Below are 13604 nucleotides of genomic sequence, written 5' to 3'. Positions count from 1 at the left end.
CCGGTGCACTGCTTGATCGGTTGACACACCACGTCTCCATCCTGGAAATGAATGGCGAAAGCTATCGCCTCGGACAGAGCCGAAAAACTACCCAAAAACACTGACCAGAAATTGCCCCAATAGGGGCAATACGCCCGGGAACACGCTTGCTTTATGACGAGCCGCTGGTTCCCGGGCGCACGCCTCAAACCAACCGTCACTCAACGCCTCAACTGGCCTACTTTTACGCCGCCTCACTGGCCCATTTTTGCTCCGCCCTTGACAAGGCACAGTCAAAATTATTGCCAACAAGAGACTTAAAGTCAGTAGACCTAGTGCTGTCCAGTAACGCACGCTCAAATCCGTGAGCGGTTGAATATTTTTCCACCGCACCATATCGCCGAAATACCAAACGGCGACGGCACCGAAGAAACTCAGCGTCATAACAAGTGGCATTGGGCTAAGCATTTTCTTAAGGATTTTATAAACACGTATCATTTTGGGACCTATTAGTCTGAGCTATTGGACAGCGACCACGAACAATGTCGTGCCACTATTGGCAGCGCTTCTGTCAGCGCAGCAGTATTAAAAAAGGCAGATCGTATATTTTCACCTGCACCAACACCAACCTGTGTAATTTCGGCGGCGCTAAGGCCTTTTGTAAGGCGAATAGAATCCAAGCCCCTTGCATTCTCTACCGCATACCCGTTTTGCCGAACGCGGAAACGACGCAGTTCACGCCCTCCTTCTTCAGAGAGGGCATTGTCATAATGAAACCGCACAGAGGTATAGCGCTCCTCAAATGGGGTGTACCAAAAGACACGAAAACGAGTAATATTGTTTTCACAACTGACGACCAGCACGGCAGGTTCATCTCCGCCTGCCTGACTTTCAAGGGCAAGAAACACATCGGTGTCTTCTTTCAGCGGACTTGACTCTGTTTCGCCTTCAACAGTGGTCAGTTCGAAAGTGTTGCCTTCATTATCAAAGGCTGGCAGTTCACGCCCAGTTTCACGATCCTTCAACGAAACATATACCCCCGCTTCAGTTACATACGGGCTGGCTAACAAACCGGCAGTAAAAACCAACGCCGGTATGACGGCAGGTACAAGTGGCGTGACCACTTCTGCTGTCACCTCTTCGTCAGTCGGACGGGCCAGTACTCGATCATAACACTCCAGACGGCTGAGCCGTTCGGTATCATTGAAACAGGGCGCCAATAATGTGCGATCAAATAAATTCTCGCTGCGCCCCAGCGCAGTAATACGTTGCTCGGGGCTAATGGCCATCGCTTTTGTGCAAATCAAAGCCGCCTGAGCCACAATGATTAAAGATGTCTTTAAAGTCCGTATCTTAAACATTTGTCCGCCAAGGTTCGTTTCGGGATTCCCAGGCGCTTAGCAGCCTGAGCACGATTGTTTTCTGCGCGACAGAGTGCGCGCTGTATAAGCATGGCTTCGTAACTTTCTACAGAAGAGCGCAAATCTGCCTTTGAGGTGAAATCATCTTGCTGACTGCCCAACATCATCGGCGTAATAACTCCGTCTGACTTTACTTGATGACATGAGCGTGAGATCAATGCCTGCAATTCACGGTCGTTTCCAGGAAACTCCATTGCCGATAAGTATGGAATACTATCCTGCCGGAACGTTAGCCGCCGTTTGTGCTCTTGCGCTGCGGCGATTAGATATTCGTGTGCGAGGACCTCAATATCTATTTGTCTTGTCCGCAATGGGGGGATCAAAACAGTTGCCTGAGCGATTTTGTGATAAAGGCTAGGCGACACAACATTTTCTAGATTGTTGCCCTCTGGAACTGAAAAGGCGAAACGTTGCGATAAGGAATGCTCGCGTTCGCTACCCAATGGACGAAAGTATCCAGTTTCCAATATACGGAGTAAAACGGTTTGTAATTCGACTGACAGCAAGTCAACACGATCAAAATAGATCATGCCATCTCCCGCTTCGCGCAACAAACCACGCCGCGCGGACGCCATTCCTAAAATTGCGCCCCGTTTGTGCCCAAATAGCTCAGCGGCAAAATTGTCTTGTGTAAGTATCGCACAATTCACATAAACAAACGGAGCATTTTCTGTTCGCGATAACCGATGAATTTCTCGTGCAACTTGCTCTTTGTTTGTGCCACTCTCGCCCACAATCAGGATAGGCGATTGAAAATCTGCTAAGCGAGAAACTTGATCGCGTAGAGACTTCATCGTATTAGAGCGCCCTGGCAATCGGGCCTTCAAATTGCTGCGCGCGCGTTCACGTAAATCGCTGCGTTGTTTATCCGCAAGCTTCAAAGAACGTTCCAATGCCGAGATGTGAAATCGTTCCGCGCGTTGTTGATTGCTTTGCTCAACGCGCGCAGAAACTGCACGCAAAATCAATCGCATGTCCGTGCTTTTCAACCGCTCAGGCAGGGTATTTTCGCCTGAAATAATATACACAGCCGTCAGATCACCACGTAAGTTATGCATTGGCACAAAACAGATGTGGCCTGCGGATTTCATATCAGGGAAGACTCCGGCAAGGGCCGTTAGGTTATACCCGGTTTCTTGGGACTTCAGGCATAGGTTTCGCCCGGTCAACGCCACCTGCGCCAAAGGTGTCTGTCCGCTGTCATTCGTTTGTAACGCAACAGATATCGTTAACGGTGCCCAAGTCGTGTCGCCTTCGGAAATCCCGGCCCCCGTCACGAAATTTTGCCGGGTGTTGTCCAACATCATCAAAACTGCCGTGCGCGCGTGCAGAAAATTCGCCATCAACACACAGGATTGCACCAAGACCGCGTCTGTGCGGTCCTGGCTTACCAAATTGCAAAGCGTCAGCATTTGGTCCCGTATGTCGTCAACTTCAATCATTCGGCGCAGATCGCTTCCTGTTCTGGGGTTTCTGTTTCGGAGGCTTTGTTTTCGGGCAAAAAGGTCAGCTCAAACCCACCGTCACGTGCAGAAATTTCGACAGCTTCGAAGGTTTCTTCGCGGGTGATGCGTTGCAATGCTTCTTCTGCAATGGGGGGTAAAATCCACCGATCAATCACTTGTTCCACCATGCGCGCACCATTGTCGGAATGCGCACAAAGGTCTTCGATTTGTGCGGTCACTGTCTCGTCCCAGGTCAATTCCAACCCGCGAACATCTTTCAAACGTTTCGCTTGGGACGCCAATTTTTGATCAATGATCATGCAGATGGTGTCGCTTTCAAGCGGCTTGAAACAGAGAATACGCATCCGCGCCAAAAGGGCAGGTTTGAAATGGGTTTCCAAATGCGGTCGCAAAGCAGTTTCAAGCGATTCCATAGATGCGCTGACAACGTTTTCGCGGTTCTGCATCAGTGCATCTGACCCAAGGTTTGAGGTCATGAAAAACACGATGTTTTTACAGTCGATTTCCCGTCCTTCGCCGTCATTAAGGACGCCTTTATCAAACGCTTGATAAAAGATGTTCATCACATCTGCATGGGCTTTCTCGACCTCATCCAGCAGCACGACGGAATAGGGTTTGCGGCGAATTTCTTCTGTCAAAACACCACCTTCACCGTAGCCGACATAACCAGGAGGCGAGCCAATCAATCGACTAACCGTATGTTTTTCCTGATATTCTGACATGTTAATCACGGTCAGGAATTGCTTGCCGCCAAACAGATGTTCCGCCACTTGTTCAGCGGTTTCAGTCTTCCCAACCCCGGACGGTCCAACCAACAGAAACGTGCCGCGTGGGGTGTTTTCGCGGACGAAATCAAGTCGCGCCGCCTTCATGCGATCGTGGATCACATCAATCGCCAGATCTTGCCCCCGGACACCGGATTTCAGGCGATCCCCCAGCAGTAAAACCTTGGCAGCATCATCATCCGACATGGCAGATGCCGGCACGCCGGTCCAATCGGCAATCACATTCGCGATGGCTTCATTGCCGACCTCAAAATTCACCAAAGGCGCGTTATTGTGGCGTGCCGCACGCAGATCAGCACGTAGGTCGGTGACCTCGCTTTGCCAATCTTCGCGCGTTCCGTCAGGCAAAGGTTCGTCATCTTCTTCCGGCTCAGCGTCTGGATCGCGGGCGATGCAACTGCGCAGGAAAACCACGCGATCAACCTTGGCTTTTTCCGCATCCCACCGGCTGCGCAAGCCGTCGGCCATAATTTGCAAACGGGCAATTTCTTGATCCGTCGCATCGGACCCGTCAACGGCCCCTTCAGCCCGCATCAACATGTCGCGCGCTTCGTCTTTTTGCTGCAATTCCAGCATTTGAATGCGTTTTTCTAGCAGTTCCAATTCCCGTGGCCGGGCCGTTTGACCCGCGGCCACGCGCACACAAGCTGTATCAAGCACGTCAAATGCCTTATCCGGCAATTGGCGACCCGTCAGGTAACGATCGGACAGATGCGCCGCGCCCTGCAAGGCCGCGTCCGAAATATAGACGTTGTGGGCTTCTTCATAGGCACTTCGCAGGCCGCGCAGAATGGTCACAGCCTGATCAGGTGACGGTTCATCCAGCTTGATCAGTTGAAAACGACGCGTCAATGCCGGGTCTTTTTCAAAGTATTTTTTGTATTCAGACCAAGTGGTTGCGGCAACAACACGCAATTGCCCACGCGCCAATGCAGGCTTCAATAGGTTCGCAGCATCAGACCCTCCGGCCTGACCACCACCACCGATCAAAGTATGCGCTTCATCAATAAACAGGATGATTTTTTCCGGCGTGCTTAGCACCTCATCAAGGACGCCCTTGAGGCGTCTTTCAAACTCACCCTTGACCGAAGCACCGGCTTGAAGGGCGCCCAAATCAAGTTCCCACAGGGCCGCGCCGATCAATGCGGCAGGCACGTCTTCGTCAATAATTTTCAACGCAAGACCTTCGGCCAAAGCGGTTTTCCCAACCCCGGGATCACCCACCAAAATGGGGTTATTCTTACGACGGCGACACAGAACATCTGTGGTCAGGGCGATTTCGCTTTCGCGACAAAACACCGGATCAATCAGGCCTTCGCGGGCTTGCTGCGTGATGTCACGTCCATATTTCTGCAGCGCAGTTTCACCTTCGGGCACGGGACCTGCCGCGATGCTTGACCGGTCATCATCAGTGATCGGACCTTCCATCGAGCCTTTGGTCAACTCGTGAAAACCCGCAGAAATTCCGTCTGCATCCATCGCCTCAAATTCAGACTGAATATAGAAATGGCAATAGCGGTCAGGGTTAGACGCAATCGCAAGCCAAATTGCCCCGGTGCGAATGTCATCTTCCTGTAGGCTGCCATTGGAGATCACAAAGGCATCTTGCAACAATTCCAATAACATAGGCGAAAATTGCGGCAGATCATGCGCGCCGGTTTTACTGCGTTCAATCGACTTGCGTGCCAAGGCTTCAAGCCGCATAGCGTTCAAGTTCAACGCGTTCAACAGCCGTGAAACATCGCCTGCTGGCTGTTCCAGAATAGCCAAAATCATATGGCTAACGGTGATCTCATAGCCGCTTTGTTCCATGCAAAATTCGCTGGCACGCCCAAGGGCTTCGCGGGAATATGTGTTCAGGCGTTCTAGAATTTTCTCTTTTGGAATGGTCAACATCGCTTATTCACTTTCTTCTTGAACGCCAAGTGACGTGCCAATTTCCGCTGCGATTTCATTGATGCGTTCGGTCAAGGTGAAGTCATACCAAAGATGGATCGCCACAATCGAAACAAGCCCGGCAGCAAACACTGTCCAAACCGGCACGCGCCAACCCATCCGTTGCTTTTGCCCATAAATATTTGGCGTCGGATCGACCAGTTGTGTCGGTGCCTCGCCCTGGTGTTTTTCTAAGGCTTTATAGACCGCACCCAGCAGGTGATCGAGCCGCGCCTGGCCGTTGTGCATCACATGGTATTTGCCCTCAAATCCAAGGGCGATACAGAAATATTGGAACTCAAGTAGGTCAGTAAAGCGATGGCTTTCCTCGATCACACGATCAAGGATCCCAAAGACCTTTTCACCGCCCCACGTCTCATTGTGGAAGACAGACAACATGGGACGTTCCGGCCAAAGGCTTTCGGCCCCCCAAGTTTGCGACAAAACGGATTCATCAACCATCGCGCACAGGCAATACCGCGCGGCAACGGTCGTCGCATCGTCATATCCGATGGCCTCAGCTTCCTTCTGGAAGTTCTGGATTTCACTGGTCAAACGACTGTGCAGCGATTCAATATCCGAGAAATTCGGCATATCGCGGATACGGACAGCAAGGCCCAAAATAGGCATCGCCAGTTCCAGCAAAGCGTTCGATCCACCGTCAGGCGCACGCAATTGAAAATCAAGCGTTTCGCGTGGAGAGATCAGTGATGCTGGGCGCAATTCCTGTGCGGAAACCGGCAGCTTATCATTCGCCGTCTGGGGCAGGTTTCCTGGCTGCGTGTCGCCATCAAAACCGGAAAATGCAGTGTCTGTCATAACGCTTACCTTTTGATTGCCCAGAATTGGATCTCTAGTTCTGGGAACTCGCCGGCGATGTGGAACGCAAAGCCTTCGGCATGATCCATTTGGGACCAAGCGGGGTGGGAATTATCAATTTTGAAATATGAATAACCCGCGTGATACGGCAATTGACGTGGTGCAACAGCCATCAAATGCAGCGGAATGCCAGGCAGCTGTTTGCCCACCAATTCGCGGATTCTTTCAAGGGAACTGACCTTGGCCTGCGCCGGGAATTGTGTGTGCAAACGTTCTTGCGGCACGCTGGCTTTGACGGCCAACACGAAATCGTAATCGCGGATCATCTGACGTTCGGGCACAGGGGCAACAATATAGCCGTGCTTTTTGCGCTGATGATGGATCGGCACAGCATTCGCAACAAGCGTTGCCGTCACAAGTTGGCGCAGGTTTTGTGTGACCGATGGCCAGCAATTATCCGGCAGATCGTGATCATAGAATGGCAGGTCTGGCACCAATTTGGTTTCAGATAGGAAGGTCGAAAGTTCACCGATCACCTGAATCAAAAGCTCAAACACCACACGCGGATGCAGTGACGGCATTCGCGTATAATGGCGCATCAAAGGACCGATACGGTTTAGCGCTTGCAGCAGCAAGAAATCAGACACATCTGCGACGCCATTTTGGTCCGGTTGCCCAATACGACGGGCGATGGTTTCGGAACGCTGGTTCACACCTTCGCTGAGTTCGCCCAAAAAGCGTCGCAATCCAGGGGCCGCCGAAATAGACAACATAGTTGGGTAAAAATTTTGATCCGTGACGATCGCGCCGTCATTGCGTTTTTCAACGATCCGACCAACGGCGATTTTGGTAAAGGCTGACAGGTCTTCCTTATCCAGCATCAAAACCGGGTTCGCGCGCGCGACTTTCACCGGCACAAGCGCATCTGCCTGCATGGTGTTGTCGCGGATCGCGGATTCATCTTCTGAGAAGCGCGCGGAAACACCTGCGCCGGCTTCCTTCGCTTGGACCTCAACCCCGCCTTCCATGGAAAGCGGCAAGCAGAGATAGATGATCTGATTGGCTGTGAAGCCCTCAGAAATATCCAGAACAGGCGGCAAATTATCCTGACCCGGCAAGTCAAATGGCGTGCCATCAGGCATGATCCCACTTGCCGTCACGATCGCGATTTTACCCATTGCAAGCATTTCGTCGTTCAAGACAAGCGAGGCGAAACCATAGTTATGTGGGTCACTGCCCGCGGCGAGGCGTGCTGCAAACCGTTCGTGATACCGGGTTTGCTGCTGAAAGTGATGGGGTTTCACAAACAGGCCGTCAGACCAGATAACTTTGTTAAAAGAGGATGACATACGTGGACCTATTCGTTTTCATTAATAATTCGGACTTCTTCTTCAAGAAGCAGCATCAAAAGTCGATCATCAGCACCAATGTCAGAAACTTTATAATTCGCACGCCACGTTGCCCCTTCTAGGTCAAGATACTCGGCGATCACGGCAATTTCCTGCGTGCCTTTGGGCAACTCGTAAGGACCCAGAATCTTGTAAGCGTCAGGTTCCAACATGTCCTCCCCCATCATTTCGAGCAAAGTGATGCCTAAGGTGTTTTCTGGTTCCTCGGCGAGGGAAAAGAAATCGTAACTATAGAAACGATGTGTGCTGGAAAGTGCAAAAATTTTAACGATGATCGGCGCAGGTTTTCCGTCAAAATTGCGGTTCACATCTCCCGCAGCATAGGCATGCAATGATACATTACTCGGTTGTTCGTCTGCATCGCCTACAGGGACATCAGGATCCTTGATGACCTCAATGATCTTCCCTGCTGCTTCACAGCCACCCAGAAAGAGCATTATTCCGAAAAGGCAGAAGAATTTCCTGAAAAGGGAACTCATTCATCGTCCTCCTGGTCGGCGTCACCATACAGCTCATGTGATCGCATAATCCCCTGATATTCATGCTGGAACACTTCCCAGAACAGCATCTGCAAACCTTTTTGACGGGTTGATTTCAGCTCTGAGAAATAGGCTTTATACATGTCCCAGCACCAAGCATCTTTTTCCACACCGCTTTTGGGTGCGGCTTCGGGGGCGTAGGACCGGAAACGGCGTTCCAAAGCGCGAGGTAAAAGCGCCGTGAGCACTGAATCAAGCGCTTTATCAATTGCAACTTCCGTGGCGTTTTGGTGGGCATCGAGATGTTCCACAGTTTCCTTAACAGCAGCAGGTGCCGACAAATGCACAGCCCCTCGTTTGGCAAACAACGCATGCAATGCTTCGTCGGTGTTGCCACTAAAACGCAGCGGATTATCTTCCACAGCATGCAAGTGCATCGTGGCCAGAGGGAAGCGACTGGAGGCATCTTGGCGGGATACGTAAATTTTGTTCAATCCGCCAACAGCTGCACGCAGTGCGCCGCCGATATCAGCCAAGGTGCGGCTGGCTTCTTCGGTGGACATATCGCCAAGCGGCAGGCCAAGCGCGCGGGTTAATGGACGCAGCGCCACGTGATCTACTGGGTGATCAAGGTTAATTGTAGCGGCGTCTATCTTCACCTGCGCTTCGTCGTCTTCAAAGCCGTATTGATCGGTTCTCACGCGCCGTGGCAGAAGCGATGCGTTGGCAGAATTGGTATTGTCAGGTTGGGTGGTCACGGTTTTTTCTTCCCTGGTCACAGTGTTCAGATCGTCAACAAGACGGTTTTCTTCTTTTGGCCGGCTTCGACGCATATGATCATCAAGCGCGTTTAGCGGGTCCACGACGGCGCTGCGGCCTGTATTTTGATTCAGCGCGGCAAGAGGATCTTGCACATCCGCAGCGGGCGTAATGTCAGTGATTTCAGAGGCTTCTGAATAAACGCCGTCAATCACAAGCGCTTCGCCTTCGCCGCTGGCGGCGGCGGCAAAACTGCTCATATTCAACACGTCAGCGCGCGTATCAGCATTGGTCGATTTCCCACAACGCACGAGGCATTCTAGGTCACCGATCTTTAATGTGTCTTTGTCCGACAAAATAACCGGACGCCCCGATGTGATCGCGGCTTTTGCACCATTGATGTGAATTGGCATGCCCGAAAGGGGTTCAAGCGTGAACTCGCCATCTGTCTGCATGATCCGCGCGGCGGCATCCATAATATTCCCGGACACATCTTGGATATGCCAAGACGCCTCAGGCGTGCCGCCAATAATCCCACCACGTTGGGAAAAAGTAAAAGACAGGGATAAGGCCGGAACCACTTCCTGCACGTTCATAATCTGCAAAGTCGCTTTCATATCAATACCTCTTCCTCAGGCCCGCATCTGAAGGACAACAGGTTTCAATACCTGCCCGCCCCCATCGCCGGAAAATGTTGTCCAACCAAGATCGGATTTTGCGTCCTGGCCAAGTGTGAATGCCGGCGTTTGGTCCGGTTGAAAATGCAATTCAAGGTCATAGGCCAGCTGATCTTTCAGCAGGAATTCAACCAGTTCCTTCAAACGCGGGTAATCCTGGCCACTTGGCAAGAAATCGCGGAAACGGTTAAAACTAAGACCCTCAAAAACGATGGTAAACTTGCCCGACACATCCTTGACTTGATCGCCAATCGTCATGTCGTGGCCAAGCGTCATATTCGCTTGCCCCATAACGCTGCGTTGATCTTGCGGGATGGTCACAAGGCGACTTTCAACTTGACGGATCCAGACCTTAGGCAAGGCAAAGGAATGGGCGATCACGCCCGCAACCATTTCGGCAGAACGGGTGCGCCCGGCGACAACGCCGAGATAGGTCAAAAGCTTTGCCCAAGGGATGCCAGCCGCGCCGCGCGCGTCTTTGCCGCCGATGCCAATCAGCGAGAACATCCAATCGGAAAATTGATCCGTCGCATCGGGACGATAACGCACAAAGTAGCGATATTTGCGCCAGGACAGATAGAACAGCCAGATCAGGCGATTTGAGAAGAAATCATTGAAACTTTGCTGAACGCCTTCTTCGCCTTGGCTCCAAAGTGCTGTCTCCAACATATGGGGTGGCAAGGGCGATGACGCACCATGCAGGCCAAGGAAATTCACGGTCATCGCGACAGACTTATCGCCATCCGTGTTTTCAAGTTCTTCCACTTTGACAACGTCACCGGCAGGAAACCCCATGCTGGGATCAACCCGAAACATCAGGTTTTCAACGCCCTGTTCCTGCAGTGCGCGTTCTTCGACCTCATGGCCCATTTCACCCAAGATCAGCTCAACCGCTTGGAAAAATGAGAACTTCGGAGCGTCCGCTTTCAGCGTCGCCATGAATTTCGGGTCTATATTAGGGGTTGATTGCCGATACGTGCCGTCCAACGGTACACCTCCCCTGCTTCTAAACCCTGCACTTCCAACTCGTGGAAAGAGTTAATGGTTGCGTAAAGCGCAAAGAATTCCGCCAGCACAGTCGAGAAAAGGAACATCTCGCCTTCACTGGCAAAATGGCTTTCGCGCATCTTCATAACGGAATGCATCCCGCGCACAGGCCGCCCGCGAAACAGGCGGTCTGTTGTGTTTGATGTGATATCTTCAATGCCCTGCAAACGGCGCATGGCCTCGCGTTCATGTTGGCGATCTGTGCGGGCTGCAAAGTCAAATGTGTGCAAAATGGTGCGCAAGGCATCCGGGCTTTGCAGGGATAAATAGTTCAATGACAGGGCTGAAATCAGCTGCCATTGCAACGTGCCGTCCACCTGCGGATAGCTGGGGGCAGTTGGGCGGATCACATTTGTTGGTTGCACGAATGACGGCAATGTATGGGTCGGGACACTGATGTCACCCACCGCCAATTCCCGCGGTGTTGCCCCATTGGTGCATTGCATCCGTAGGGAAATTGTCTCGCCCTCATTGACCTGATGCACCTCATCTTCGCGCAGAAATGTCACAATACGATCTAGCTTTTCACCAGACACGGATTGCTTAACTTTTTCACGGAAGTACACGGCAGAACGCCCTTCAACACGCTCGATCTCATGCACAAAACTTTCAAAACGCGAGTAATTTCGGGAAATACCCCCAGAGCGTCCCTCAGCCGAAGGTTGCCACCCCGTGACTTCCTCAATTGAGAAAATCTCAAGTTCGCCACCGGTCCGCCGGACTGGGATCACTTGATACTCATTACGTTTTCCTGTCAGGAGGATCGGCTCTGCGTCATGTTCAAACAGGTTAATAGCGGGCACGCAATGCAGCTGAAAAGACGCATTGGTAACCCGCACATCCGGTGGCAGGGGCCGGGAGAACTCCAACACCAGATCAAAATCACTGGTGCCTGCTTCCAGATGTGCGATGGAAACTTCTGAGAAATCCGCAAAGTAATATTTCTGCGGTAAGGTATAAAATTCTTGCAGCAAACGATAACCGCTGAAGGCATTGTCAGGGTATGGCAACACGTCTTCGTCCCGCGACAGACCCATTTGGCGCACCGTATCGGGCGAAATTTCAAGCACGGCACCATCTGATTTACGCTTCACTGAAACGGTTTTCAGATAGCGGTGCAGCCAAAGGTTCACGGTCAATGCGGAATAGTCTGAACCGCCCAGATAAAACTGAAGGCTTTTCAGATTAATGCTGTGTAGATCTTCACCCGTCAGCGTCGCCATATCAATCGTGATGACCGAAGCCTTACGTGACACGGCATGTTTGACCCCGCGCACTTGCAACGGTTGGATCGCCACATCACTGGACGTGCGAAACCGACAGGTCGTGCCATCAATCGCGATACTTTCGACTTCAGCACCTTTTCCAATGCTTTGACATTCGCTGATAGACCCCGGCACTGGGTTGAACTGCATAATCGTCATTGATGGAATGGGGCGCAAAAAATTCGGCCACAACAGCATCAAAAGAGACTGGGTCACCTCAGGCAGTTGGTCGTCGATCTTTTCGCGTAAACGCCCAGTCAGAAAGGCAAATCCTTCCAAAAGACGTTCAACATCAGGGTCAGTACTGCGCGAAGACAGATATGTCGTCAGGCGTGGGAAATACTTCGAGAACTCTTCACCAGAGTTCCTGAGGTAGTCCAGTTCATCCTGAAAATACCGTGCCGTTGACATATACCGTCCCTATCTTAGCGCGAAATTGCGCCCTTCTTTCAAAACCAAATCGATCATGACCTGTTCGTTTTTGTGACCAATTGCGGTCTGCACCGAAACTTTGAAAAACAGTTCAAGCCCACCGGAATATTCCCGGTCAAAGCTGACATTCACATTGGTCACTCGGGGTTCAAACTTCACAATCGCCTGACGGATATCGCGGGCAATCACCTGCAACATGTCCGATGATCCAACCGACGCATCGTTGAAATCCGAAAGCCCGTAATCTGGGGTCGCATCAGATGCACCGCGGCGACTGTTCAGAATGCGCAACAATCCCGAACGGATCGAGTTGATGCGCGCCTCTGTACCAGAACCGCCAATAGGTCTTTCCATCAGATCGTCTGCACGCATTCTTTCAAACAATGAAAGCGGGCGCGCAGACGAACGGGTGGTCTGATCTGAAGTTCCCTTCACGGTCAAGACTTAGTCTTTGTCCAAACGACCCACGAGAGAGAGCTCAAAGTTCGCACCCATATATTTGAAGTGCGGACGCACAGACATGGAAACGCGGTACCAACCTGGATCGCCAACAACGTCAGAAACGTCAATTTTGGCAGCCCGCAACGGACGACGCGAACGTACATCTGATGGTGGGTTTTCCTGATCGGCAACATATTGCATGATCCAAGCGTTCAATTCACGTTCCAGATCTGCGCGTTCTTTCCAGGCACCAATCTGCTCGCGTTGCAGAACTTTGATGTAATGCGCAAGACGGTTGATGATGAACATGTAAGGAAGCTGCGTGCCAAGTTTGTAGTTGGTCTCGGCTTCTTTGCCTTCTTTGGTGTTCGGGAAACGCTTTGGTTTCTGGATAGAATTGGCGCTGAAAAATGCGGCGTTGTCAGACCCTTTACGCATGGTGAGGGTGATAAAGCCTTCTTCTGCCAGTTCAAATTCGCGACGGTCGGTTACAAGAACCTCAGTCGGGATTTTTTGCTCCAGTTGACCGAATGCTTCATAGACATGCACAGGAAGATCCTCAACAGCGCCGCCAGATTGTGGGCCGATGATGTTTGGACACCAGCGATATTTCGCAAAGCTGTCGTTGATCCGTTCCGCCATCAAAAGCGCTGAGTTACCCCAAAGATACGCATCATGTGAATGCTCAAC

Annotated in this window: 12 protein-coding genes; 1 reads left to right on the top strand and 11 read right to left on the bottom strand. The window is 51.5% G+C overall.

Annotated elements, in window-relative coordinates:
• On the top strand, positions 1-104 hold a 104-nt coding region (locus RJ38_RS18370; RefSeq protein ID WP_238321615.1), incomplete at its 5' end, for an ATP-binding protein.
• Positions 105-488: 384 nt separating this feature from the next.
• On the opposite strand, the gene RJ38_RS00830 is transcribed toward RJ38_RS18370, so the two are convergent.
• From RJ38_RS00830 to tssC, 11 genes are all read right to left on the bottom strand, one after another.
• Positions 489-1340 (bottom strand): type VI secretion system-associated protein TagO, encoded by an 852-nt coding sequence (locus RJ38_RS00830; RefSeq protein WP_039017025.1) that lies wholly within the window; start codon positions 1338-1340, stop codon positions 489-491.
• Positions 1319-2491, bottom strand: coding sequence for a sigma-54-dependent transcriptional regulator (locus tag RJ38_RS00825; protein WP_162183539.1), 1173 nt, complete (start codon positions 2489-2491; stop codon positions 1319-1321). The genes RJ38_RS00830 and RJ38_RS00825 overlap by 22 nt, the downstream gene beginning before the upstream one ends.
• Before the next feature lie 347 nt (positions 2492-2838).
• Complete coding sequence (gene tssH / locus RJ38_RS00820; protein ID WP_039017023.1) at positions 2839-5547, bottom strand: type VI secretion system ATPase TssH; 2709 nt, start codon at positions 5545-5547, stop codon at positions 2839-2841.
• 3 nt (positions 5548-5550) lie between these two features.
• On the bottom strand, positions 5551-6405 hold the full coding sequence (gene icmH, locus RJ38_RS00815; RefSeq protein ID WP_052245109.1) for a type IVB secretion system protein IcmH/DotU: 855 nt from the start codon (positions 6403-6405) through the stop codon (positions 5551-5553).
• Positions 6406-6410: 5 nt separating this feature from the next.
• On the bottom strand, positions 6411-7754 hold the full coding sequence (tssK, locus tag RJ38_RS00810; RefSeq protein ID WP_039017022.1) for a type VI secretion system baseplate subunit TssK: 1344 nt from the start codon (positions 7752-7754) through the stop codon (positions 6411-6413).
• An 8-nt stretch (positions 7755-7762) separates the two neighbouring features.
• A complete protein-coding gene (gene tssJ, locus RJ38_RS00805) occupies positions 7763-8293 on the bottom strand; it encodes a type VI secretion system lipoprotein TssJ (RefSeq protein ID WP_082005584.1) in 531 nt (176 codons plus the stop codon).
• Positions 8290-9669, bottom strand: a complete 1380-nt coding sequence (gene tagH, locus RJ38_RS17900; RefSeq protein WP_052245108.1) for a type VI secretion system-associated FHA domain protein TagH — start codon at positions 9667-9669, stop codon at positions 8290-8292. The genes tssJ and tagH overlap by 4 nt, the downstream gene beginning before the upstream one ends.
• 15 nt (positions 9670-9684) lie before the next feature.
• Positions 9685-10668 (bottom strand): type VI secretion system baseplate subunit TssG, encoded by a 984-nt coding sequence (tssG, locus tag RJ38_RS00795; RefSeq protein WP_052245107.1) that lies wholly within the window; start codon positions 10666-10668, stop codon positions 9685-9687.
• A gap of 11 nt (positions 10669-10679) precedes the next feature.
• The gene (tssF, locus tag RJ38_RS00790; RefSeq protein WP_039017019.1) at positions 10680-12452 is read right to left on the bottom strand and encodes a type VI secretion system baseplate subunit TssF; all 1773 of its coding nucleotides are present in this window, start codon (positions 12450-12452) and stop codon (positions 10680-10682) included.
• Positions 12453-12461: 9 nt separating this feature from the next.
• Positions 12462-12908, bottom strand: coding sequence for a type VI secretion system baseplate subunit TssE (gene tssE, locus RJ38_RS00785; protein WP_272945929.1), 447 nt, complete (start codon positions 12906-12908; stop codon positions 12462-12464).
• A 9-nt stretch (positions 12909-12917) separates the two neighbouring features.
• Positions 12918-13604 (bottom strand): type VI secretion system contractile sheath large subunit (gene tssC, locus RJ38_RS00780; RefSeq protein WP_039017018.1); only part of this gene is annotated, 687 nt, incomplete at its 5' end.

The sequence above is a fragment of the Halocynthiibacter namhaensis genome (assembly GCF_000812685.1).
GTDB lineage: Bacteria > Pseudomonadota > Alphaproteobacteria > Rhodobacterales > Rhodobacteraceae > Halocynthiibacter > Halocynthiibacter namhaensis.
Note: the sequence above shows the minus strand (reverse complement) of the source record. Positions and strands in the feature narration are given on the sequence as shown.